22 protein-coding genes are annotated in these 24,438 nt (G+C 65.0%); 6 read left to right on the top strand and 16 right to left on the bottom strand.

Translation table 11 applies throughout. The features are described from left to right. Both IC50_RS15225 and IC50_RS15230 read right to left on the bottom strand, forming a co-directional pair. Nucleotides 1-1,951: putative bifunctional diguanylate cyclase/phosphodiesterase (locus IC50_RS15225; protein WP_035705944.1), on the bottom strand; the 1,951-nt coding region annotated here is incomplete at its 3' end. Further along, nucleotides 1,951-3,099 (bottom strand): ABC transporter substrate-binding protein, encoded by a 1,149-nt coding sequence (locus tag IC50_RS15230; protein ID WP_035705946.1) that lies wholly within the window; start codon nt 3,097-3,099, stop codon nt 1,951-1,953. The genes IC50_RS15230 and IC50_RS15225, both read right to left, overlap by 1 nt. Before the next feature lie 193 nt (nt 3,100-3,292). On the opposite strand from IC50_RS15230, the gene radA reads away from it, so the two are divergent. The 5 genes from radA to IC50_RS15255 all read left to right on the top strand — a co-directional run bounded on the left by radA (nt 3,293) and on the right by IC50_RS15255 (nt 9,465). Continuing rightward, on the top strand, nt 3,293-4,738 hold the full coding sequence (gene radA, locus IC50_RS15235) for a DNA repair protein RadA (RefSeq protein WP_035705948.1): 1,446 nt from the start codon (nt 3,293-3,295) through the stop codon (nt 4,736-4,738). 168 nt (nt 4,739-4,906) lie between these two features. Beyond that, a complete protein-coding gene (locus IC50_RS15240) occupies nt 4,907-5,536 on the top strand; it encodes a CvpA family protein (RefSeq protein ID WP_035705950.1) in 630 nt (209 codons plus the stop codon). Nucleotides 5,537-5,564: 28 nt separating this feature from the next. After that, entirely contained in the window at nt 5,565-7,088 is a 1,524-nt protein-coding gene (purF, locus tag IC50_RS15245) for an amidophosphoribosyltransferase (protein ID WP_035705952.1), read from the top strand. 139 nt (nt 7,089-7,227) lie between these two features. Further along, the gene (locus IC50_RS15250) at nt 7,228-7,968 is read left to right on the top strand and encodes an SDR family NAD(P)-dependent oxidoreductase (protein WP_035705954.1); all 741 of its coding nucleotides are present in this window, start codon (nt 7,228-7,230) and stop codon (nt 7,966-7,968) included. A 270-nt stretch (nt 7,969-8,238) separates the two neighbouring features. Next, nucleotides 8,239-9,465, top strand: a complete 1,227-nt coding sequence (locus tag IC50_RS15255) for an ABC transporter substrate-binding protein (protein ID WP_035706075.1) — start codon at nt 8,239-8,241, stop codon at nt 9,463-9,465. 147 nt (nt 9,466-9,612) lie between these two features. On the opposite strand, the gene der is transcribed toward IC50_RS15255, so the two are convergent. The 7 genes from der to IC50_RS15290 form a co-directional block, all read right to left on the bottom strand. Then, nucleotides 9,613-10,995 carry a ribosome biogenesis GTPase Der gene (der, locus tag IC50_RS15260; RefSeq protein WP_035705956.1) on the bottom strand — a complete coding sequence of 461 codons (1,383 nt, stop codon included), beginning with the start codon at nt 10,993-10,995 and terminating at the stop codon, nt 9,613-9,615. Nucleotides 10,996-11,042: 47 nt separating this feature from the next. Further along, complete coding sequence (locus IC50_RS15265; RefSeq protein ID WP_035705958.1) at nt 11,043-11,594, bottom strand: hypothetical protein; 552 nt, start codon at nt 11,592-11,594, stop codon at nt 11,043-11,045. A gap of 47 nt (nt 11,595-11,641) precedes the next feature. Next, the gene (locus IC50_RS15270) at nt 11,642-12,295 is read right to left on the bottom strand and encodes a tetratricopeptide repeat protein (protein WP_035705961.1); all 654 of its coding nucleotides are present in this window, start codon (nt 12,293-12,295) and stop codon (nt 11,642-11,644) included. Nucleotides 12,296-12,463: 168 nt separating this feature from the next. After that, nucleotides 12,464-14,062 carry a class I adenylate-forming enzyme family protein gene (locus IC50_RS15275; protein WP_035705963.1) on the bottom strand — a complete coding sequence of 533 codons (1,599 nt, stop codon included), beginning with the start codon at nt 14,060-14,062 and terminating at the stop codon, nt 12,464-12,466. Nucleotides 14,063-14,135: 73 nt separating this feature from the next. Continuing rightward, the gene (locus tag IC50_RS15280) at nt 14,136-14,720 is read right to left on the bottom strand and encodes an NnrU family protein (protein WP_035706078.1); all 585 of its coding nucleotides are present in this window, start codon (nt 14,718-14,720) and stop codon (nt 14,136-14,138) included. 196 nt (nt 14,721-14,916) lie between these two features. Next, a complete protein-coding gene (locus IC50_RS15285) occupies nt 14,917-15,459 on the bottom strand; it encodes a hypothetical protein (RefSeq protein ID WP_035705965.1) in 543 nt (180 codons plus the stop codon). 158 nt (nt 15,460-15,617) lie between these two features. Further along, a complete protein-coding gene (locus tag IC50_RS15290; protein WP_035705967.1) occupies nt 15,618-17,240 on the bottom strand; it encodes a peptide chain release factor 3 in 1,623 nt (540 codons plus the stop codon). 156 nt (nt 17,241-17,396) lie between these two features. On the opposite strand from IC50_RS15290, the gene sugE reads away from it, so the two are divergent. After that, nucleotides 17,397-17,711, top strand: a complete 315-nt coding sequence (gene sugE / locus IC50_RS15295; protein WP_035705969.1) for a quaternary ammonium compound efflux SMR transporter SugE — start codon at nt 17,397-17,399, stop codon at nt 17,709-17,711. Here sugE and IC50_RS15300 read toward each other — a convergent pair. The 7 genes from IC50_RS15300 to IC50_RS15330 all read right to left on the bottom strand — a co-directional run bounded on the left by IC50_RS15300 (nt 17,704) and on the right by IC50_RS15330 (nt 24,268). Next, nucleotides 17,704-18,711, bottom strand: coding sequence for an inorganic phosphate transporter (locus tag IC50_RS15300; protein WP_035705971.1), 1,008 nt, complete (start codon nt 18,709-18,711; stop codon nt 17,704-17,706). The two genes, sugE and IC50_RS15300, sit on opposite strands and share 8 nt — an antisense overlap. Before the next feature lie 69 nt (nt 18,712-18,780). After that, nucleotides 18,781-19,425 carry a DUF47 domain-containing protein gene (locus tag IC50_RS15305; RefSeq protein WP_035705973.1) on the bottom strand — a complete coding sequence of 215 codons (645 nt, stop codon included), beginning with the start codon at nt 19,423-19,425 and terminating at the stop codon, nt 18,781-18,783. Nucleotides 19,426-19,581: 156 nt separating this feature from the next. Next, nucleotides 19,582-20,550, bottom strand: a complete 969-nt coding sequence (locus IC50_RS15310; protein ID WP_035705976.1) for a branched-chain amino acid ABC transporter permease — start codon at nt 20,548-20,550, stop codon at nt 19,582-19,584. A gap of 1 nt (nt 20,551) precedes the next feature. Beyond that, complete coding sequence (locus IC50_RS15315) at nt 20,552-21,415, bottom strand: branched-chain amino acid ABC transporter permease (RefSeq protein ID WP_035705977.1); 864 nt, start codon at nt 21,413-21,415, stop codon at nt 20,552-20,554. 89 nt (nt 21,416-21,504) lie between these two features. Next, nucleotides 21,505-22,728: an ABC transporter substrate-binding protein gene (locus tag IC50_RS15320; protein WP_035705979.1), complete on the bottom strand. Its 1,224-nt coding sequence runs from the start codon at nt 22,726-22,728 to the stop codon at nt 21,505-21,507. A gap of 45 nt (nt 22,729-22,773) precedes the next feature. Continuing rightward, complete coding sequence (locus IC50_RS15325; RefSeq protein WP_035705983.1) at nt 22,774-23,520, bottom strand: ABC transporter ATP-binding protein; 747 nt, start codon at nt 23,518-23,520, stop codon at nt 22,774-22,776. Beyond that, entirely contained in the window at nt 23,513-24,268 is a 756-nt protein-coding gene (locus IC50_RS15330; protein WP_035705986.1) for an ABC transporter ATP-binding protein, read from the bottom strand. The genes IC50_RS15325 and IC50_RS15330 overlap by 8 nt, the downstream gene beginning before the upstream one ends. Between the last annotated feature and the right edge of the window lie 170 nt (nt 24,269-24,438).

Below are 24,438 nucleotides of genomic sequence, written 5' to 3' on the forward strand. Positions count from 1 at the left end.
ATCCCTGCCCGAGCCTCACGCCCATCTCGCGCATGGCTTCGGCCTGCTCGGCGCGCTCGACGCCTTCGGCGACGAGGGTCAGCCCCAGCGTGCCGGCGAGAGATGCGATGACGCCGACGATGGCCTTGTCTTCCGCGCTGTCGGGAATCTCGCGGATGAACGCCTTGTCGATCTTGACCTTGTCGAGCGGGAAACGCCTGAGATGCGCGAGCGAGCTGTAGCCGGTGCCGAAATCGTCGAGCGCGATCGTGGCACCGAGGCGCCGCAGGCGATGCAGCGTTTCGGAGGCGCTGGCGATATTGTTGATCAGCGATCCCTCGGTGATCTCGAGCTCGAGTGATGCGGCCGCGACATCGAAGCGCGAGCAGGTGGCGCGCAGCTCGGCGGCGAGCGAATGGTCGGCAAGTTCGGATGGCGGCAAATTGATCGCGATCCGGATCTGCGCCCTGCCGGCGGCGGCCAATTGTTGCAACGCCCGGCAGGCATCGGTCAGCACGTAGCGGGTCAGTCGCGCATTGTTGCCGCTGCGCTCGATCAGCGGCAAGAATTCGCCGGGGCCGATCACGCCATGTTCAGGATGGCGCCAGCGGATCAGCGCTTCCAGACCGACGACCTCGCGGCTTTCGAGATCGACCTGGCTCTGGTACCAGACCTCGAACTGCCCCTCGGCGAAGCCGGCGGGAATGGCGAGCTCGAGATCCCTGCGGCGGCGATAGTCGCGCTGGAGCGCTTCGTCCAGCACGGCGACCGTGCCGGGGGCCTTGCTCTTGGCATGATAGAGCGCGATGTCGGCGAGCGTCGGCAGGTGCGACAGCTCCGGATCGTCGGCGCGGCGCACGGCAAGGCCGATGCTGGCGCGCGGCATCACTTGCTTGTCGTGGAGGCGGATCGGCTCGGAAATGGCGTCCAGCACCTGCTGAGCGAATGCGTGCGCTGCCTGCTCGTCGCTCACCTCGGGACGAATGACGACGAACTCGTCGCCGCCGAGCCGGGCAACCCAGTCCTCCGCTTCGACCGCGCGACGAAGACGCTCCGAAATCTGAACCAGGAACTCGTCGCCGGCCTCATGGCCGAAGGTGTCGTTGATGCCCTTGAAGTCGTCGAGATCGATGAAGCAGAACGCGACCAGCGTGTCAGGCGAGCCCCCGTCCCGGCTTACCACGGCAAGGCGCTCGGTCAGGGAGCGCCGGTTCGGCAGCCCGGTGAGCGGATCGTGTGTGGCCATGTGCCCGAGCCGGTCCAGCGCGCCCGACGTCGTGTGCTGCATGGCGTTGAAGGCGCGCGCGAGCTGGCCGAATTCGTTCGACGATGTGACATCCGCCGGATAGGCCCGACCGTCCTGCTTGCTGCGCTGGATCGCCGACATCATGGCCGCAAGCGGCCTGCCGATGAAGATGTTGGCGGAGATCCGCATGGCGATCAGAGTCGCAAACGTTGCGAGCAGGCCGACGACCAGCAGCAGCACCAGGCGGCTGCCCGCATCCGCGTACAGCGTCGATCGGGAATAGGCGATGGCGATGCGGCCGGCTTGAACGGCCATGTTGCCGTTGCTGTAATGGATCGGGCGCGAGACCTCCGCGACCGACTGGCCTTCGGGGCGCGCGACTACGCGGGCAATGGCGGCGCCGGTATCGTCATAGACGGCCGCCGCCGCGATGGTCTCGTCGTGCATGATCTCGTTGAGCACGCCCGTGACCTGGTCGTAGCGCATCTTCCAGAGCGGCTCGGCAATCAGCTCGGCCCGGCTCTCGGCGACGCGGGCCATGCGGGCGTCGAGCTGCCTGACCTGCGACCAGAAGCTCGATGCCTCGACGCCAGCGGAGGCGAGCAGTTGCACCAGCAGCAGAACGGGCACGGTGGCCCAGATCATCGCGTGGACGACCGAGCCCAAGCGCGGTGGCGCTGCCCGCTGGCTGCGATCCGGATCGGTCATCGCCTCATCCTTGCGCATCAGTCCGCGACGCCTTCGGGAAGCGGCAGCGACGAGATGAGCGCATCGAGCGAGAAGTCATATCGTCCGCAGCGCCCGGCCTTTGCCCGGAACCGAGTGAAGTCGATCCGGTCGAACGCACGCGTCCTGATGAGGTCGCCGACCGAAGCGAGATTGTCGCGCGTGATCGCCGACGTCTTGACCTCCACGTCGGGCGAAACGGCTGCGAAATCGCAGCCATCGGCATAGTCGCGCAGGAGAACGATCGACCAGCCGCCGAGCAGGAAATGCCCGCCGTCGGTCAGCAGCAGGCGGCCGGCCTCGATCTCGCGCAGCGCGTCCTCGGACCAGTTGAGACCCACCACCTCGATGTTCCGACCGGGCACAAGGCCGGCAGCGATCGCCGCACGTAACGCGCCAAGCGCCATCGGATCGTTTCCCGCCCATATGCCGGCGGGCCGGATCTCCTTGCGGGAGGCCCAGCCCAGATAATTCGTCGTGACCTGCTCGGCCTCCGACTGCGTCCAGTTGGCGAACAGCAGCCGGTCCACCACGACGTCAGGCGCGGCATCCACCGCGAGTTTGAGGCCGGTGTTACGCGCGATCGAGGCGGGCGTGATCTCGTCGCCGCCGATGCCGAGAATATGGATCTTGCCGTCCGCGCTCTGCCGTTTCTCGGCACGTGCCGCCGCGATCAGGGCGTTGGCCATCCGCGCGCCCGCGGTCTGAAGATCGGTCGTGATGTCGCCGAGCCAAGTCTTGAGCTTTTGCCGCGGCGGCCCAAGACGCGCCGCATCCTCGCCGATCAGTGTGTTGGAGAGCAGCAGCGTCTTGACGCCTGCGGCCTCGGCGGCCTCCAGGATCGGAACGGCGGCGGATTCCTCGTTCGACAGGATGAGGAAATCGGGCTTGTCGCGGCGTGCCACCACGCCGAAGCCGAGCTCCTGCATGGTGCGGTAATTGCGCTCGCTGGTCAGCACTTCGACACGCATGTCGAGCTTGCGGCCGGCGGCCTGCATGCTCTGCGCGACCATATCCCAGAACACCTCGCCGGTCTTGCCGGGACTGACGAAAACCACGTCGAGGGGCTTGGCAAAGCCGTGGCCGGCGGACGCGACGAGGCCGCAGGCCGTGCCTGCAACCAGCAATATTCGCAGAAATCCCGTCATTTCTCTTCGCCGCCCCTGATGGTTCCCAGACTGGACCGCCGTCCGCTAACACTTCGCAAAATCCGTCCGGCCACGGCGGCACAGAGCTAATGAAAGGTTATTTGTCGTGACGAATTGAGATATTCGGAGCGCCGGCGATCGCCCCGTCATTCCGTGCTATCAGCAAGCCGAACCCTCGACTCAACCGGTCCCCATGGCCAAGAACACGCTTTCCTTCGTCTGCCAGAACTGCGGCGCGGCCTACAACCGCTGGCAGGGCAAGTGCGAGTCCTGTGGCGAGTGGAATACGCTGGCGGAGGAAGACACCAGCGGCAGCGTGCCGGTCTCGATCCGCTCCAAGCGCAAGGGCCGGACGTTCGCGCTCGAGAGCCTCTCCGGCAGGAGCCCGGATGCGCCGCGCCTGTCGTCGGGGATGGCCGAGCTCGACCGCGTCACCGGCGGCGGCTTCGTCCGCGGCTCGGTGCTGCTGGTCGGCGGCGATCCCGGCATCGGCAAGTCGACGCTGCTGACGCAGGCCACCAGCCTGCTGGCGCGCGCCGGCCACCGCGTCGTCTATATTTCCGGAGAGGAGGCGGTCGCGCAGGTGCGCCTGCGCGCCGAGCGGCTCGGCCTGTCGGACGCGCCGGTGCAGCTCGCCGCCGAGACCTCCGTCGAGGACATCGTCTCGACGCTGTCGGAGGGCGCGGTGCCCCGGCTGATCGTGATCGACTCGATCCAGACGATGTGGACCGATACGGTGGAATCGGCGCCCGGCACGGTGACGCAGGTGCGCGCCTCGGCGCAGGCGCTGATCCGCTTTGCCAAGAAAACCGGCGCGGCCATCATCCTGGTCGGCCACGTCACCAAGGACGGCCAGATCGCCGGTCCCCGCGTGGTCGAGCACATGGTCGACGCGGTGATGTCGTTCGAAGGCGAAGGCTCGCAGCAATTCCGCATCCTGCGCGCCGTGAAGAACCGTTTCGGCCCGACCGACGAAATCGGGGTGTTCGAGATGACCGGTCTGGGCTTGCGCGAAGTCACCAATCCATCCGAGCTGTTCCTGTCCGAGCGCGATCTCGGCACGCCCGGCACTGCAGTCTTCGCGGGCATCGAGGGCACGCGGCCCGTTCTGGTCGAATTACAGGCGCTGGTGGCTCCGACCTCGCTCGGCACGCCGCGGCGCGCGGTGGTCGGCTGGGACCCGAGCCGGCTGTCGATGGTGCTGGCGGTGCTGGAGGCCCATTGCGGGGTCAAGCTGTCCGGCCACGACGTCTATCTGAACGTCGCCGGGGGCTTGCGCATCCACGAGCCGGCGGCGGACCTTGCCGCCGCCGCGGCGCTGGTGTCGTCCTTGGTTAATGCGCAATTGCCGACCGATGCGGTCTATTTCGGCGAGATCTCGCTGTCCGGCGTGGTGCGCCCGGTGGCACAGACCCCGGCTCGGCTGAAGGAAGCGGCAAAACTGGGCTTTCAGCGCGCCGTGCTGCCTGAATCGGCACGGGGCGAGCCCGGCGGCGATGCCGGATTGTCGCTGAATGCGGTGAACAGCCTGACGACATTGGTGGCCGAGATCGCCGCCCGCGGCTCCCGCCGGGGCGAATCGACCCCACCGGCAGAGAAAAATGCCACACCGGCAAGATTCCGCCGTGGAGAGGGTTAGCCGGAGGTGACGCCGGAGGCCCCCGCCGCTATACAGCCGTCACAAAAGCAGCATGGGATTGCGTGGTTGCGGCCTTGCCGGGAACGCCGTCTGCCCTTCCTTTAGGGCAGCGGCCAAACACCGATTCGGCTAGAGCACCTTCGAAGTACGAGCGGACCAGACCAGCCGATGCCAGTAACACTCCTCGACCTGATCCTGCTCGGTGTGATGCTGATCTCGGGCCTGCTCGCCATGGTCCGCGGCTTCATGCGCGAAATCCTGTCGATCGCGGCCTGGGGCGCGGCGGCGATCGTGACGCTCTACTCGTTCTCGAAACTGCTGCCGACCGCTAAGACCTATTTCAACAACGACACGGTGGCGAGCGTGGTCGTCGTCGCCGGTGTGTTCGTCGGCACCCTGGTCGTGGTCTCCGTGATCACGGTCCGGATTTCCGACATGATCCTGGATTCGCGGATCGGCGCGCTGGACCGCACTCTGGGTTTCCTGTTTGGCCTGGCTCGCGGGCTTTTGATCGTCGTCGTCGCCTTCCTGTTCTTCACCTGGCTGGTTCCGGACAAGCAGCGCCCGGACTGGGTCACGGCGGCCAAGTCCCGCGTGGTGCTCCAGGGAACCGGGGACTGGCTGATGGCCCTCTTGCCTGACGACCCCGAGAACACCATCTTGAAGAGATTCAAGAAAAACAAACCAGATGATGACCAAGCTGAATCCGAGCAGCAGCCTTCGGGCAGTGGCGACGGGTACAGTAAATCTGCTCGCGACGGCATGAAGAAGCTGATCGAGAAACCTGCGGCGCGTTGATAGAGCCCTAGAGAGAGGCGCGGACGAGATGCGACACCCTGACCAGGACGCCCAACTTGATCTCGATCCAAACGCCGGTCCGGGCCCGGCCGCACTGGAGGTTCAGGACGATCTGGAGGGAGATACGCTGCGCGAGGAGTGCGGCGTATTCGGCATCTACGGCCACCCTGATGCAGCCGCCATCACCGCGCTCGGCCTTCACGCCCTCCAGCACCGCGGCCAGGAAGCCGCCGGCATCGTCTCCTACGACGGCAGCCGCTTTCACTCGGAACGCCGCCTCGGCCTCGTCGGCGACACCTTCTCCCGCCGCGAGGTGATCGACCGCCTGCCCGGCAATGTCGCGGTCGGCCATGTCCGCTATTCCACCACCGGCGCCACCATCCTGCGCAACGTGCAGCCGCTGTTCGCCGAGCTCAATGCCGGCGGCCTGGCGGTCGCCCACAACGGCAACCTCACCAACGGCCTGACGCTGCGCCGCGAGCTCGTAAGGCATGGCGCCATGATGCAGTCGACCACCGACACCGAGGTGATCCTGCACCTGGTCGCGCGCTCCAGGCGCGCCCGCTTCATCGAGCGCTATATCGACGCGCTGCGCGAGATCGAAGGCGCCTATGCGCTGGTCTCGCTGACCAACAAGAAGCTGGTCGGCGCGCGCGATCCGCGCGGCATCCGCCCGCTGGTGCTCGGCGAGCTCGACGGCTGCCCGATCCTGACCTCCGAGACCTGCGCGCTCGACATCATCGGCGCGCGCTTCGTGCGCGACATCGAGCCCGGCGAAGTCATCGTGTTCGACGAGAACGGCCAGGACATCCACAAGCCGTTCCCGCCGATGGCGCCGCGTCCCTGCATCTTCGAATACATCTACTTCTCGCGGCCGGATTCCATCGTTCACGGCCGCTCGGTCTACGAGGTGCGCAAGGCCTTCGGCGCCCAGCTCGCGCGCGAGAGCCACGTGCCGATCGACGTCGTGGTGCCGGTGCCGGATTCCGGCGTGCCCGCCGCGGTCGGCTACAGCCAGCATTCGGGCGTGCCGTTCGAGCTCGGCATCATCCGCAACCACTATGTCGGTCGCACCTTCATCCAGCCGACCCAGGCGATCCGCGAATCCGGCGTGCGCATGAAGCATTCGGCCAACCGCGCCGCGATCGAGGGCAAGCGCATCATCCTGATCGACGACTCGCTGGTGCGCGGCACCACCTCGAAGAAGATCGTGCGCATGATGCGCGATGCCGGCGCCAAGGAAGTCCATTTCCGCCTCGCCTCGCCGCCGATCCTCTACCCCGATTATTACGGCATCGACCTGCCCGATCGCGGCGGTCTTCTGGCGGCGACGCATTCGCTGGAGGAGATGCGCGAGATCATTGGCGCCGACTCGCTCGCCTTCCTGTCGATCGACGGCATGTACCGCGCCATGGGCGAGCCCGGCCGCGACCCCGCCAATCCGAAATTCTCGGATCACTGCTTCACCGGCGCCTATCCGACCCACCTCACCGACCAGACCCAGACCGAGCAGCAGCCGCGGCAATTGTCGCTGCTGGCGGAGGCGAGCTGACGGCGCAGCCGTCATCCCGGGGCGGTCCGCAGGATCGAACCCGGGATCTCGAGATTCCGGGTCTGGTGCTTCGCACCATCCCGGAATGACGACCCAAGCGGGGGCTTGTCCCGGCCATCCACGCCTGTAAAACGCGGCCATGACAAAGCCTCTCGCCGACCGCATCGCTCTCGTCACCGGCGCCTCACGCGGCATCGGTTTCGCCACGGCACTCGCGCTCGCCAAAGCCGGCGCCCACATCGTCGCGACGGCGCGGACGCAAGGCGGGCTGGAAGAGCTCGACGACGAGATCCGCAAGGACGGCGGCAGCGCCACCCTGGTGCCGCTCAACCTCACCGATTCCGACGGCATCGCGCGTCTCGGCGCCGGCCTGCACGAGCGCTACGGCAAGCTCGACATCCTCGTCGGCAATGCCGGCGTGCTCGGCCCCTCCTCGCCGATCGGCCATATCGAGCTGAAGACCTTCAACGACGTGATGGCCGTCAACGTCTCCGCAAACTTCCAGCTGATCCGCTGCATGGAGCCGCTGCTGAAGCAGTCCGATGCCGGCCGCGCGGTGTTCATCACCTCGGGCGCCGCCAACAAGGCGACCGCCTATGTCAGCCCCTACGCCGCCTCGAAGGCCGCGCTGGAAACGCTGGCGCGCGCCTGGGCGCAGGAGACCGCGAATACGAAGCTGCGCGTCAACCTTTTCAATCCCGGCCCGGTCCGCACCCGCATGCGCGCCACGCTGATGCCGGGCGAGGATCCTGCGACGCTCGACACCCCCGAGCAGGTCGCCGAGTTCATCGTGCCGATGTGCGCGCCCGACTGGACCGAAACCGGCAAGTTCTACGACTACAAGACGCGCAGCCTGATGAGCTTCCGCGCGCCGGCCTGATTGGCATCATGGCGATCGCGCGACGGGTAACGTCTATACCGCCGAGGTCGACACCGGAAAGCGCAGCCAGAAATTCAAGCTGACATCGGACGCGCTCAAATAGCGTCTCAACGCATTTTGTCCCAAAAGTTAACCGACGGATGACGCTACGACGCAGCGCCATCCGGCTTTAGGCGCATTGCCGCCAGCCGTGGGACAGGCTAGAGCCATCAGCCGGAACAAGGCTCCGCAAGAGGGCCGTCCGCATATTTGACAATGGAGGAAACTTTCATGACGACGACGTTCGCACGCCGCTCCGCGGCTCTTCTGGCCTGTGCCGCCTTCGGTATTGCAACATCCGCCTACGCGCAGGACAAGACCGTCAAGATCGGCGTGCTCAACGACATGTCGAGTCTCTATGCCGACATCGGCGGTCCGAACTCCGTGGTCGCGGTCAAGATGGCAGTCGAGGACTCCGGCCTGCTCAAGAAGGGTTGGAAGATCGACGTCATCAGCGGCGACCATCAGAACAAGCCCGACGTCGGCGTCAACCTCGCCCGCCAGTGGATCGACACCGAGAAGGTCGACGCCATCGCCGACACGCCGAACTCCGGCGTGGCGCTGGCGGTCAGCAATGTCGTCAAGGAGAAGAACGCCGTGCTGCTCAATTCGGGAGCGGCCTCGGCCGACCTGACCGGCAAGGCTTGCACCCCGAACACGATCTCGTTCACTTACGATACCTACATGCTCGCCAACGGCACCGGCAAGGCGCTGACCAAGGCGGGCGGCGATACCTGGTTCTTCCTGACGTCCGACTATGCCTTCGGCCACGCGCTGGAGCGCGACACCTCGGCCGTGGTCACCGCGAGCGGCGGCAAGGTGCTCGGCAGCGTCAAGCATCCGCTGAACACCGCCGACTTCTCGTCCTTCCTGTTGCAGGCGCAATCCTCCAAGGCCAAGGTGATCGGCCTCGCCAATGCCGGCGGCGACACCACCAATGCGATCAAGCAGGCCGCCGAGTTTGGCATCGTCGCCGGTGGCCAGAAGCTGGCGGCATTGCTGCTGTTCATCAACGACGTGCATTCGCTCGGGCTGAAGACGGCCCAGGGTCTGACCTTCACCGAGTCCTTCTATTGGGACATGAACGAACAGACCCGCGCCTGGTCGAAGCGCTTCTCGGCGCAGGCCAGCAAGAACGCGATGCCGTCGATGACCCAGGCCGGCAACTACGCGATGGTGCTGCATTATCTCAAGGCGATGGAAGCACTCGGCGGCAATCCCCATGACGGCGCCAAGGTCGTCGCCAAGATGAAGGAGCTTCCGACCGACGATCCGCTGTTCGGCAAGGGCCCGTTGCGCGCCGATGGCCGCCGTCTCATTCCGGCCTATCTGTTCGAGGTGAAGAAGCCTGAGGAATCGAAGGGACCGTGGGACTATTACAAGCAGATCGCCACCATCGCGCCGGAAGACGCGGCCAAGCCGCTCAAGGACAGCGACTGCCCGCTGGTGAAGAAGTGACCGCGTAGCTCTTACGCAACATCGCCACACGTCATGCCCGGGCTCGTCCCGGGCATTGGCGTTTCAGGCCGTCTTCGTCGCCGCGAGCGACCGCCCCGCGCCGGACTGGCGCCGCGCCCTGCGCTGTCGCCTCGCCGGAGCCGTCGCTCACGACGGCCGCTTGCGCTTGTGCGCGAAGGGATTGGCCTTCTCGCGCAAGGTGATCCGCACCGGCGTGCCCGGCAGATCGAAAGTCTCGCGCATGGAGTTGGTGAGGTAGCGCAAGTAGGACTGCGGCACCGCGTCCGCGCGCGAACAGAACAGCACGAAGCTCGGCGGGCGCGCCTTGTTCTGCGTGATGTAGTTCAGCTTCAGCCTGCGGCCGGACACCGCCGGCGGCGGATTGGCCTGGATCGCCTGCTCGAACCAGCGATTGAGCGCGGAGGTCGGAACGCGCCTGTTCCAGACCGCATAGGCGTCCTGGATCGCCTGCATCAGGCGGTCGATACCCTCCCCCATCAGGCCCGACACGGCAACGACCGGCACGCCCTTGAGCTGCGGCAGCCAATGGTCGGCATCACGCCGCAGACCCGAGATCGCGCCGCCGCCCCTGGTCTCCATCAGGTCCCATTTGTTCACGGCAAGCACGACCGCCCGTCCCTCGCGCTCGATCAGGTCGGCGATGCGCAGATCCTGCTCCTCGAAGCGGTTCTGCGTGTCCATCATCAGCACGACGACTTCGGCAAAGCGCACGGCGCGAAGTGCGTCGGCGACCGAGAGCTTTTCCAGCTTCTCCTCGATCCGCGAGCGGCGGCGAAGGCCTGCAGTATCGAACACGCGAAAGTCGCGGCCCTTCCAGTTGATCTCGACCGCGATGGAATCGCGGGTGGTGCCGGCCTCCGGGCTCGTCAGCAGGCGCTCCTCGCCGAGCAGATGGTTGATCAGCGTCGACTTGCCGGCATTGGGCCGGCCGACGATGGCGACCCGGATCGGGCGCGTCGCGGCCTCTTCTTCGGAAAGCGGCGCGTCGTCCTCGGTCTCGTCTTCGTCGACGGGCTCCGGCATCAGCTTGGCGAGCGCATCGTAGAGCTCGCCCATGCCCTCGCCGTGCTCGGCCGAGATCTGGATGGGATCGCCAAGGCCGAGCGCGAAGGCCTCCATCGCACCGGCATCGCCGTGCCTGCCTTCGCTCTTGTTGGCGATCAGCAGCACCGGCTTGTTGGCTTTGCGGGCGAAATCGGCAAAGGCGCGATCGGTGGGTGTGAGGCCGATGCGGGCATCGATGACGAAGAACAGCGCGTCGGCCTGCGCGATCGCGGTCTCGGTCTGCTCCTGCATGCGCGCGGTCAGCGAGCCCTTGGCGCCCTCGTCGAGGCCGGCGGTATCGATGATGGTGAACTGGAGGTCGCCGAGCCTGGCCTCGCCCTCGCGGCGATCGCGGGTAACGCCCGGCAGGTCATCGACGAGCGCGAGCTTCTGGCCGACCAGACGGTTGAACAGGGTCGACTTGCCGACATTGGGCCGGCCGATGATGGCGATCGTGAAGGACATCGGTCATTCGTGCGCTGCGGGGACTGCGCCTGTCAATGCAGTGAAAATTATCGCGAGAAGCTGCCGCTCGGCAGCGGCGCCGGGAAGGCGCTCTGCGACTGCTGCTGCGCGGGCTGGGCCGGCTGCGCCTGCTGGACGGGCTGATCCGGCGGCGGCGCGGTGGTACGCCTGCGGACGATCTTGTGCTTGGGCGGCGGAGCGGATGTCGCCGGCGCGGCCTCTGGCTGGGCCTCGCCGTCGACCTCACCGGCGGGCGCTTCAGCCGGCGCGACTGCTGCGGCGGCCGGCTGTCTCGCGTGCTTCGCCTTGGCACCCTGCGCCGGCTTGGCCGGCTCCGGCGGGGGCTCCGCGGGCAGAGCTGCGACCGCAGGCGCGTTCGGATCGGGCTGCTGCTGCGCCCCCTTGTACAGCTCCTTCGGCACGCCCTGCTCGAGACCCGGCACGCCCTCCGGGAAGACCGGCTTGCGGTCGCCCGGCAGCTTCTTCTTGGTGTCGAGGAAGTCGAGCATGTCGCTTGGATCGAAGCTGGAGCAGCCGCCCAGAACGCCCGTGAAGGCGATCAGGACGGCGGCTGCGATCAAGCGTGGCGTGCGGCGCATCTTGTGTCTCGTCTTCGGGTCGGAGGGCCGTCGTCAGCTCTTCTTGCTCAGCTCTTGGCGACGGGCGGCAGCAGGGCCTGCAGCGCCTCGGCGCGCGAGCGCAAGCCGGGCGGCGTTTCCCCGTCCTCGCTAATCGCGTCGAGCCATTTGCGGGCTGCGGTCATGTCGTTGTTGCGCCAGGCAGACAGTGCCAGCATCTCGCGGGCGCTGTGGCGGAAAGTGGATTTGGGCGTCGCGGAGGACTCCAGCCGCTGCTGCATGTCGGCGTAGCTGGCGCTGTCGAGCAGCAAGCCTGCGGCACGGATCTTCGCCAGATCCTGCCACTCACCGCCAACGCTGCGGTCGGCGGCAATGTCGTCATAGATCTTCGCGGCGGCCTTGGGATCGCGGCTGGCAACCTCGGCTGCTGCACGCAGCCGTGCCAGGGTACGATAGCCGGACGGAGCCGTGGCGGCGAGCTCGGTGAAGGCCTTCTCGGCGTCGGCATGCTTGTCCTGCTCGGACAGCTCGACGGCCTTCTCGAAGGCGGCGCCGGCCTCGGCGGCCTTCTTGCCCTCCAGATATTGATAGGCGCGCCAGCCGCCGACGGCCGCCACGATCAGCACCATCAGGGCGATGAAGTAGATCGAATACTTGTCCCACAGCTTCTTGAGCTGTTCGCGACGTACTTCCTCGTCGACTTCGTCAAATAATTCAGACACTTATGCTAATCCCATGCCCGTCCGGGTGCGCGCGCCGAAGCATTCGCGTCAGGAATCCCGTCCCCACGTGGCGGCGAGGTACCCTAACGATATGGCGGTGGCAAGGCAAAGCGAGCCCGATCAAGGCGTTAACCACCCGGCAGAGGCCCTGGGTGAACGCCGGCCGGCTCAGGTCCCCAACAGCTCCCGCAGCTGCCGCTTCAGCACCTTGCCATTGGCATTGCGCGGCAACGGCTCGGCGGTGATCGCCATCGTTTCCGGCACCTTGTAGTCCGACAGTCGCTCGGCGCACCAGGCGCGCAGATCGTCGCTGCCGACCGGGATACGCGTCACCACCACGGCGTGGACGCGCTCGCCCAGCACGGGGCATGCTTTGGCGATGATCGCACTCTCGACCACGGCGGGATGCCCCGCCAGCACGGATTCGACCTCGGCCGAATAGATCTTCAGGCCGCCGCGGTTGATCATGTCCTTTTGCCGGTCGAACACGCGGACAAACCCCTCCGCGTCGACCGAGCCGAGATCGCCCGAGCGCCAGAACCCGCCGGTGAAGCTCTCGGCCGTGGCTTTGGGGTTGTTCCAATAGCCCTTGATGACGGAGGCGCTCTGAATCCAGAGCTCGCCGATCTCGCCAGCAGGCAGCTCCCGCCCGTCCGGTCCCATCGCAATGATGCGCGCGCCGGGGCACGGCAGGCCGACGCTGTCGATATGGCTCTCGGTCAATTCGCCCGGCATGATCGTCGAGGGCGACGTCGTCTCGGTCGCGCCGTAGCAGTTCATCAGCTTGAGGCCGGGAATCTTCGCCTTGAGCTTCTCGATGGTCGCGACCGGCATCGGCGCGCCGCCGAAGCCGCCGATGCGCCAGCTCGAGAGATCGTGGCTGTCGAAATCCGGCTGCAGCAGGCAGAGATTGTACATAGCCGGCACCATCACCGTGTAGGTGACACGCTCGCGCGCGGCGAGCCTGAGGTAATCAGCGGCCTTGAATTCCGGCATGATGATCAGCGCCCCGCCGCAGCGGATCATCGTCGTGATGTTGGCGACGACGCCGGTGACATGGCCGAGCGGCACCGCAGCGATCGAGCGATCCGCGTCCGTCAATTGCAGGCAGGACACGAAGACCATCGAGGAATGAACGATGTTGCAATGGGCCAGCATCGCGCCCTTCGGCTTGCCTGTCGTCCCCGAGGTGTAGAGGATCATCGCGGTGTCCTCCTCGCTCGTCTCGACCGGCGCAGGCGCCGGCGGGTTGTCGGCGAGCACGGCGAAATGCGACCGAGCCGAATCCTCGTCGATGGCAATGCGATGGACGACATCAGGCACATCCTGCGCATCCGGCAGCCGCTCGGCGAGCGCCGCTTCGTGGATCAGGATCTTTGCGCCGCAATCGGTCAGCACATAAGCGATCTCCGGCTTCTGCTGGCGCGTGCTGAGCAGCACCGTCACCAGCCCCTCATGCGCGGCGGCGAACAGCAGCAGCGGAAATTCGATGCGGTTGCCGAGCAGGATGGCGACACGATCGCCGCGCTGCAGTCCGAGCTTGCGAAATCCCGCCGCGATCCGTGCGGCCTGCTCCACGGCCTGCTGCCAGCTCAGGCGGACATTGCCTGCGATCAGCGCTTCGCCGCCGGCGTTGCGGTCGCGGGCGCTCGCGATCATCGCCCAGAGGGTCGCCGGCCGATCCGAAAACGCCGGCACCACGCGATCGCCAAAGCGCGCCTCGAGCCGCATCGGCGGGATCTGAGGATGCGACCAAGACCAATCCATCGAAGGGCCCTCTGCTTGTTGCTCTTACCAGCTTCCGCGCATGACCATCCAGGTCTCGTCTTGTGCTGACCGGCTACGCGCCGATCACGGGAACGCCGATCACGACCGGATGGAACGCGAACGCCAGCGCCAGATAGGCGACGATTCCGACCGCAACCGCGATCAGATCGTTGGTAATGCCACCCACCGGGATGGGCGGGCCGCCGCGGTCGGTGCGATGCTTGAGCGTAACGCGGTCATACACCGCCCAAGCGAGGAACGAGCCGAACAGGATGATGGAGCCGAGGTCGCCGTTGGCCAGAAGATGCGCCGCCGCCCACAGCTTGATGCCGGCCAGCATTGGATGCTTCAGCGTCGCATAGATGCGCCCGCGCAGATATGACGCCACGACCAGGACGACGGCGGGCAGCATGAGTGCGAGCGTGATGTGCTTCATCGCCTTCGGCGGATACCAGACGTCGATCCAGCCGGTGGCGCGATAATGGGCAAAGCCCCAGATGATCAGCGCAAGCCCCGCCAGCGAGACCAGCGAATAGAGGATCTTGTAGGTCCCCTCGCCCAGCCTTGCGATCGCCTCGGCGCGCATCTCGCGTTTGGTGGTGAACACATGCGCCGCAAAAAACAGCGCAAGCCCCAGGATCATGACAAGCAGACCCACGAAATTCTCCCCTTTGGCCAGCGCCTCCGCCTCTGAGGTATCATCGATTGGCCGCCGCTCGCAACTCTTCCTCCTCATGGTGAGGAGGCGCATCAGCGCCGTCTCGAACCATGTAGGCCCGGTTGTTGCGACAGCGGGGCCTTTCATCCTTCGAGACGCGCGCGGTGCGCGCTCCTCAGGAGGAGACAGAGCCGTGCTACTTCGCAAGCTCGCGATTATCGATATAGCGGATCGCGATCGGCCTGCCCGCCAGCGCGCCGCCAAAGCCGCTGGTGAATTTCAGCGGCAGGCATGCCTTCAACGATGCGTTGATGGCGTCGAGATAGGTCGTCCTGGTGTCGGCGGGGACGCCCGCGGTCGCAAATGTCATGCGCGGCGGGCCGATCAGGCCGCCCGATCGGTTGAGGCTGAACCGCACCGACATCTGCATGCCCGCCCGCGCATGGTCCGCGGAGGGAGGTGACCAACACGAGCGCAACTCGGCGAAGAGATCACCTATCGTATTCAGCTCATGATCGGGCCGCCGGTACTTCGCGCCGTCCGCTTGCGATGGAACGCTCTCGACCGTGAGCTGGAGAGTCTCGCCGAATTGAAACGGGATCTCGGTGATGCAAGGCCCCTGAAAAGGCCCGCCGCACGGCTCGTACGAGAACGGCTCCTCTTCGAGAGGGCGGCGCCACGCATCGGCCGGTGCCGGCAGAATTGCCACAAGGAGGAACACAAGGATGGAACGCCACATGACCACGAAACCGCAGGACCCGCTCCGATGGAAATCGGCACCGGCCGCCCCCGTATCAAGCCTGCGCTCGTTCACATGCGCGTTCAAATCCGCTATTGAGGTCAAGCCGGGGCATGACAGCGGAGGGTATGGCTGCACGGCGGAGGGACGTGGCTGCCCTACCCCTTCTTCTTGACGTCCTTGACGTTGGAGAACTCGATGCCCTCGGCGCGCTCCTTGGTATAGCCGAGGTAGAACTCGTTCCGGGCGAGATAGACGGGATCGCCGTCGACGTCGTCGGCGATGCTGGAGGTGTTGGCGGCGATGAAGGTGTCGAGCTTCTTGCGGTCCTCCGAGGAGACCCAGCGCGCCAGCTGAAATTCGCTGACCTCGAACTCGACCGGCAGCGAATATTCCGCCTCCAGCCGCGCCTTCAGCACGTCGAGCTGGAGCGCACCGACCACACCGACCAGCGCCGGCGCGCCGTCGCGCGGGCGGAACACCTGCACCACGCCCTCCTCCGACATCTGCTGCAGCGCTTCCTTCAGCTTCTTCGCCTTCATCGCGTCGGTGAGACGGACGCGGCGGACGATTTCCGGAGCGAAGCTCGGCACGCCGACGAAGTTGAAATCCTCACCTTCCGTCAGCGTATCGCCGATGCGCAGCGTGCCGTGATTGGGAATGCCGACGACGTCGCCGGCGAAGGCTTCGTCCGCCACCGAACGGTCCTGGGCGAAGAAGAACTGCGGGCTCGAGAGCGGCATGCTCTTGCCGGTGCGTACGAGCTTCGCCTTCATGCCGCGGCTGAGCTTGCCGGAGCAGAGCCGCGCGAAGGCGATGCGGTCACGGTGGTTCGGATCCATGTTGGCCTGGATCTTGAACACGAAGGCGCTCATGCGCGGATCGGTGGCCTCGACCTTGCGCTGGTCGCTGTCCTGCGCACGCGGCTCGGGTGCGAACTTGCCGAGGCCTTCGAGGAGGTCGCCGACACCGAAATTGCGCAGCGCGCTGCCGAAATAAACCGGCGTCAGATGGCCTTCGCGGAACGCTTCGAGCTCGAACGGCTTTGACGCCTCGGTGACGAGCTCGAGCTCGTCCTTCACGGCAGAGACGTCGAGATGGGCGTTGAGCTTGGCCAGTTCTTCAATCTCGATCTGCTGCGCCGCGCCGGTCTTGGCGCCGCCGCCTTCGAGCAGGCGCACGCCGCCATTGACGACATCATAGGTGCCGAGGAAGTCGCGGCCGCGACCGACCGGCCAGGTCATCGGCGTGGTGTCGAGCGCCAGCGTCTTCTCGATCTCGTCGAGCAGCTCGAAGACGTCGCGGCTTTCGCGGTCCATCTTGTTGATGAAGGTGATGATGGGAATATCGCGCAGGCGGCACACCTCGAACAGCTTCCGGGTGCGCGCCTCGATGCCCTTGGCAGCGTCGATCACCATCACGGCGGAATCGACCGCGGTGAGCGTGCGGTAGGTGTCTTCCGAAAAGTCTTCGTGGCCCGGCGTGTCCAGGAGGTTGAACACGAGGCCTTCGAACTCGAAGGTCATCACCGAGGTCACGACCGAGATGCCGCGCTCGCGCTCGATCTTCATCCAGTCGGAACGCGTATTGCGGCGCTCGCCCTTGGCCTTGACCTGGCCAGCGAGATTGATGGCGCCACCGAACAGCAGCAGCTTCTCGGTCAGCGTGGTCTTGCCGGCGTCAGGGTGGGAAATGATCGCAAAGGTCCGCCGTCGCGCCACTTCAGCGGCAAGCGGGGAACGGGCCGGCGATTCGGCTGTGGTGATGGCGATGTCGGACATGGCGGGAGCGTGTGGCAGGGAAAACGGGCCTGATCAAGCCTCATTTGGTGATTGCGGAGCCATTCGGCCAGCCCCATATCGGCTTTCGGGAAGGACGGCCTTCCGTTTCTCAGCACATCAGCCGCGGGGACGACCCTGCCTAAATGGAGGGTCGTCATGGCCTGGAGCATCCTGTTTGTCGCCGGTCTTCTGGAGATCACCTGGGCAATCGGCCTGAAATACACGGAGGGTTTCACCAGGATCATTCCATCGGCGATCACCCTGGTTGCCATGGCCGGCAGCGTCATCCTGCTCGGACTTGCGCTCAAATCCCTTCCGGTCGGAACCGCCTATGCGGTCTGGACCGGCATCGGCGCGGTCGGCACTGCGACGCTTGGCATCGTCCTGTTCGGCGAGCCGGCAACGGCCTTCCGTCTTGCCAGCATCGCGCTGATCGTCGCCGGGATTGCCGGGCTGAAATTCGTCACCTGACGAAGATCTGGACCAGCCACCAGGTCAGCGCCGCGACGATGGCCGAGGCCGGGATCGTGATCACCCAGGCATAGACGATCGAGCTGGCGACGTTCCAGCGCACCGCCGAGACGCGGCGGGCGGCGCCGACGCCGACGATGGCGCCGGTGATGGTGTGGGTGGTCGAGACGGGAACCCCGAGATAGGTCGCCATGAACAGGGTCGCGGCGCCGCCCGTCTCGGCGCAAAAGCCCTGCATCGGGGTCAACTTCGTGATGCGCAGGCCCATGGTGCGGACGATGCGCCAGCCGCCCATCAGCGTGCCCAGCGCCATCGCCGCCTGGCACGACAGCACCACCCAGAACGGCACCGAGAAGTCGCTGCCGAGATACCCTTGCGAATAGAGCAGCACCGCGATGATGCCCATGGTCTTCTGTGCGTCGTTGCCGCCGTGGCCGAGCGAATAGAGCGAGGCGGAGGCGAATTGCAGGATGCGGAAAGCGCGATCGACCGCGAACGGCGTCGAGCGCACCGAGGCCCAGGACACGATCGCCACCAGCATCATTGCGAGCAGGAAACCAACCAGCGGCGACAGCACGATCGCCAGCACCGTCTTGGACAGGCCGCTCCAGACCGCCGCTGAAATCCCCGCCTTGGCCACGCCGCCGCCGACGAGCCCGCCGATCAACGCGTGCGACGAGGAGGACGGGATGCCGAGCGCCCAGGTCACGAGGTTCCAGACGATAGCACCCATGAGCGCGGCGAAAATCACCTGGGCATCGACGATCGCGGGATCGATGATGCCGGTGCCGATGGTCTGGGCGACGTGCAGCCCGAACACCATGAAGGCTACGAAATTGAAGAACGCGGCCCAGAACACCGCGAATTGCGGCCGCAGCACGCGGGTCGAGACGATGGTCGCGATCGAATTGGCGGCGTCGTGCAGGCCGTTCAGGAAGTCGAACAGCAGCGCGACGGCAATCAAGCCGACCAGGACGGGAAGACCCAACGCGGCATCCACGGCAACCCTGCCTTAAACCTTGCGCATGATCTGTGCGGAAAACCGCGGCACACTTTTCCGGATCATGCGTTACACCTGCTCAATGACGATGCTGTTGATCTCGTTCGCGACGTCGTCGAACCGATCGGCCACCTTTTCGAGGTGGTCGTAGATCTCGACGCCGACGATGAAGTCCATCGCATTGCCCTCGCGATGCTTGAGGAACAGCTCCTTCAGACCGATGTCGTGGAGATCGTCGACCCGGCCCTCCAGCTTGCCGAGTTCTTCGGTGATGGCGGACAGCATGGCGACGTTCGGTCCGATCGATTGCATCAGCGGCAGCGCACGCCCGACCAGATTGGCGCACTCGATCAGGAGCCCGCCGATCTCGCGCATGGGAGGCTCGAAGGTGCGAACCTCGAACAGCATGACCGCCTTGGCCGTTTGCTGCATCTGGTCGATGGCATCGTCCATCGACGTGATGAGGTTCTTGATGTCGCCGCGGTCGAACGGGGTGATGAAGGTGCGGCGCACCGCCGTCAGCACCTCACGCGTGATGTTGTCGGCATCGTTCTCGAACTGGTTGACCCGCTGGCAATAGACCGGCGTCTCCTCGCCTCCGTTGAGCATGCCCTGGAGCGCGATCGCCCCCTGGATCACCGTCTGGGCATGCCGGTCGAACAGGTCGAAGAACCGTTCCTCCTTGGGCAGGAACGCACGAAACCATCGCATCATGGGGATAGGCTACCGGTTGGAAATGGCCAGGCCCGAAGGGACCGTCACAAAACTGTCATAGACCATTTTCGATCCGCGCGCGTGTCATCTCACGCCCGCGGAGCCGGGTCATCCACCGCTTTCAAACGACCTATAAACCAATGTTGAATCAGATACTTAGAGCGATCGCCGGAAGTAATGCGCGATTTCGCCGACGACGCCCCGGCGGAACGTGAGCACACAGATCACGAAGATCGAACCCTGAATGACCGTCACCCACTGACCGAAGCCCGCCAGATATTGCTGCATGGCGATGATCACGAAGGCGCCGACCACGGGTCCGAAGATGGTACCGAGACCGCCAACCAGCGTCATCAGCACGACCTCGCCCGACATCGTCCAGTGCACGTCGGTGAGCGAGGCGTTTTGCGCCACGAACACCTTCAGCGCGCCGGCAAAGCCGGCCAGCGTCCCCGACAGGACGAACGCCAGGAACTTGTACTGGTCGGTGCGGTAGCCGAGCGAGATCGCGCGCTGCTCGTTCTCGCGGATCGACTTCAGCACCTCGCCGAACGGCGAGTTGATGATGCGGAAGATCAAGAGGAAGCCGGCGAGGAAGCCCGCCAGCACGACATAGTACAGCACCGTGGGCTTGGACAGATCGAAGACGCCGAACATGTGCCCCTGCGGAATGCCCTGGATGCCGTCCTCACCGTGGGTGAACGGGGCCTGGAGGTAGATGAAATACAGGAGCTGCGACAGCGCCAGCGTGATCATCGAAAAATAGATGCCCTGGCGGCGGATCGAGATGTAGCCCGTGATGATCGAGAGCACGAAAGCCGCGGCGATGCCGACGAGGATGCCGAGCTCGGGCGGCAACGCCCACACCTTCAGCGCATGCGCGCTGCAATAGCCGGCGGTGCCCAGGAACATCGCGTGGCCGAAGGACAGCAATCCGCCATAGCCGATCAGCAGATTGAAGGCGCAGGCGAGCAGCGCAAAGCACAGCGCCTGCATCACGAAGAACGGGTAGACTCCCGTGAACGGCACCGCTGCCAGCAGCAGCGCCATCATCACGAATACGATCATCTCGTCGCGCACCGCGCGAGGGGTTGTCGGCAGCGTGTCGTCCGTCAGGGTTGTCATGTCAGGCCGCCCTTCCCGTCAATCCCGTTGGCTTCACCAGGAGCACCAGCACCATCAGCACGAACACGACGGTGTTGGAGGCCTCGGGGTAGAAATATTTGGTCAGGCCCTCGATCACGCCGAGCGCAAAGCCGGTGATGATGGAGCCCATGATCGATCCCATGCCGCCGATCACGACCACCGCGAACACGACGATGATGAGATCGGCGCCCATCAGCGGCCGCACCTGGTTGATCGGCGCCGAGAGCACGCCCGCGAGCGCGGCCAGACCGACGCCGAGGCCGTAGGTCAGCGTGATCATGCGCGGCACGTTGATGCCGAAGGCGCGCACCAGCGTCGGATTTTCGGTGGCGGCGCGCAGGTAGGCGCCGAGCTGCGTCTTCTCGATCAGGAACCAGGTCGCAAGACACACGACCAGCGAGAACACGACCACCCAGCCGCGATAGACGGGCAAGAACATGAAGCCGAGATTCATGCCGCCCCTGAGCTGGTCCGGAATGGCGTAAGGCAGGCCGGAGGAGCCGAAATAGTTCTGGAACACACCCTGCACGATCAGCGCGATGCCGAAGGTCAGCAGCAGGCCGTAGAGGTGATCGAGCCCGGTCAGCCATTGCAGCATGGTCCGTTCCAGGATCATGCCGAAGATGCCGACGATGATGGGCGCCAGCAGCAGCGCCCACCAGTAGTTGATCCCGCCGAGGTTCAGGAGGAAATAGGCGACGAAGGCCCCCATCATGTAGAGCGCGCCATGGGCGAAATTGATGATGTTGAGCATGCCGAAGATCACGGCGAGCCCGAGACTGAGCAGCGCGTAGAACGAGCCGTTGATCAGTCCCACCAGTAGCTGAGCGAATAGAGCCTGCATCGATCCCGCACCCGGTCCCAATTATCTCGTTCGGCTTGCGTCGAAGAGGCCGCAAGCGTCTCTCGAACGCCGACGGCCGCAAGCCATGTTTACTTCTTCACCAGCGGACAGGCGCTCTCCGAGAGCGGCCTAAAGGCCTTGTCCGCCGGGGTCGTGCCGACCAGCTTGTAGTAGTCCCAGGGTGCTTTCGATTCCGAAGGCGCCTTCACCTCAAAAAGATATGCAGGATGCAGTGCACGGCCGTTCGGCTCGATGCTTCCTTTGCCGAACAACGGATCGTCGGTCGGCATCTCCTTCATCTTCGCGACCACCTTGGCACCATCGTGCGGATTTCCGCCTAGGGCCTCGAGCGCCTTGAAATAATGCAGCAGGCCGGAATAGACGCCCGCCTGGACCATAGTCGGCATCGCCTTGTTCTTCGCACGCTCGGCGAACCGTTTCGCAAACGCCCGGGTCTGATCGTTCATATCCCAGTAGAACGTCGAACTAAGATTCAGGCCTTGCGCGACATTGAGACCGAGCGAGTGGACGTCGGTGAGAAACAGCAGGAGGCCCGCCAGCTTCTGACCGCCTTTGACGATGCCGAATTCCGCAGCCTGCTTGATCGTGTTGGTGGTGTCGCCGCCGGCATTGGCCATGCCGATGATCTTCGCTTTCGATGCCTGGGCCTGCAGAAGGAAAGAGGAGAAATCAGCGTTATTCAGTGGCGCCTTGACGTCTCCGAGAACCTTGCCGCCGGCTGCCTTGACGACTGCCGCAGTGTCGCGCTCGAGCGCGTGACCGAAGGCATAGTCGGCCGTGATGAAAAACCAGGTATCGCCGCCGGCCTTCACCAACGCCTGCCCCGTGCTGTGTGCCAGCATGTACGTATCGTAGGTCCAGTGCACGGTGTTGGGCGTGCACTGCGCGTTCGTGAGATCGGACGTCGCCGCGCCCGAATTGATCATGACCGAGTTCTTTTCCTTCACGACGTTATTGACCGCCAGCGCCACGCCGGAGTTCAGCACATCCATGAAGACGTCGACCTTCTCCACGTCGATCCATTGTCGCGCGATCGCGGTGCCAATGTCAGGCTTGTTCTGATGGTCGGCCGAGATCAGATCGACCTTCCAGCCCTTGGTGGCAAGCTTGGAATCCTCGATTGCCATCTGTGCGGCCAACGTCGAGCCCGGGCCGCCAAGGTCGGCATAGAGGCCGGAATTGTCGGTCAAGACACCGACTTTGACAGTCTTGTCCTGCGCGAGAGCGCCGCCGGTCGCGGTAATCGCCAGCGCCGTACCGAGCAAGAATGCAGCGATTGACTTGGTGTGCATGCGGCTTCTCCTCAAAGTTTTTGGTTGGTGAAATTTCCGATCGCCCTAGACACCGAGATAGGTGTGGAGCTTGTCCATGTTGGCGGCAAGCTCGGCGTTGGAAAATCCGTCAATGATCTTGCCGTGCTCGACCACATAATAGCGATCCGCGACGGTGGACGCGAACCGGAAGTTCTGCTCGACGAGGAGGATCGTGAAACCCTCCTTCTTGAGCCGCGCAATGGTGTGGCCGATCTGCTGGATGATGACGGGCGCGAGACCCTCGGTCGGCTCGTCCAGCATCAGGAAGCTCGCGCCGGTGCGCAGGATGCGCGCGATCGCCAGCATCTGCTGCTCACCGCCCGACAGCTTGGTGCCCTGGCTGCCCAGCCGCTCTTTCAGGTTCGGGAACAGCTCGAAGATCTGATCGAGCGGCAGTCCGCTTTCACGGACCACCGGCGGCAGCATCAGATTCTCCCGCACGTCGAGGCTGGAGAATATGCCCCGCTCTTCCGGGCAGAACGCGATGCCCATCCGCGCGATCTTGTCGGAGCTCGCGCGGATGATGTCCTGGTTGTTGAACTTCACCGAGCCCGAGCGCTTGCCGATGATGCCCATGATCGACTTCAGCGTGGTCGTCTTGCCGGCGCCGTTACGCCCGAGCAAGGTGACGACCTCGCCCGCGTTCACGTCGAAATTGATCCCGTGCAGGATGTGGGACTCGCCGTACCATGCTTCGAGGTTGCGGACCTGAAGGATGTTTCCGCCGCTCGCAGCCCTGGCCGGAGCCTCGGCAATCGCAGTGTCAGGCATGACCGGCTCCCAGATAGGCTTCCTTGACGCGCTCGTCCTTGGTGAGCTCGGAGTAATGGCCCTGCGCGAGCACCTGCCCGCGCGTCAGCACGGTGATGATGTCGGAAAGGTTGGCGACGACGCTCAGATTGTGCTCGACCATGAGGATGGTGTATTTCGCGGAGATGCGCTTGATCAGCGCCGCGATCTTGTCGATATCCTCGTGGCCCATGCCGGCCATCGGCTCGTCGAGCAGCATCATCTCTGGGTCGAGCGCGAGCGTCGTTGCGATCTCCAGTGCGCGCTTGCGCCCATAAGGCATCTCGATCGCGGGCGTGCCCGCAAACTCGCTGAGGCCGACATCGCTCAGCAGCTCGCGCGCGCGATCGTTGAAGCGATTGAGCACGGACTTGGAGCGCCAGAAATCGAACGAAGAGCCGTGCTGACGCTGAAGCGCGACACGGACGTTTTCCAGCGCGGTGAGATGCGGAAATACCGCCGAAATCTGGAACGAACGCACAAGACCCATGCGGGCCACGTCGGCCGGCGCCATCGCCGTGATGTCCTGCCCCTTGTACAGGATTTTTCCGGCTGACGGTTTGAGAAACTTGGTCAGGAGATTGAAGCAGGTCGTCTTGCCGGCCCCGTTCGGGCCGATCAACGCGTGAATGCTCCCACGGCGAACCTTGAGCGCAACGTCGCGGACCGCGAAGAAGCCCGCGAACTCCTTGGTCAAGCCTTCCGTTTCGAGAATGAACTCATCGGCCAAACAGATTTCCCCCTGCCCGCAAGGCGCGTGGCTGTCCTTGTTGCTTCGGCTGTCCGGAGGCCCTTGGGCCCACCCGGGGGCGCCGCCTCCGGGCGCGGAATATGCCGGAGGTGACGGGGGTTAGGCAAGGTGGAAAGCTGAGCAGATCAAGCCTCCGGCTGGGGTACGAA

The sequence above is a fragment of the Bradyrhizobium genomosp. I (2014) genome (genome assembly GCF_000261685.1).
In the GTDB taxonomy this organism is placed as follows: domain Bacteria; phylum Pseudomonadota; class Alphaproteobacteria; order Rhizobiales; family Xanthobacteraceae; genus Bradyrhizobium.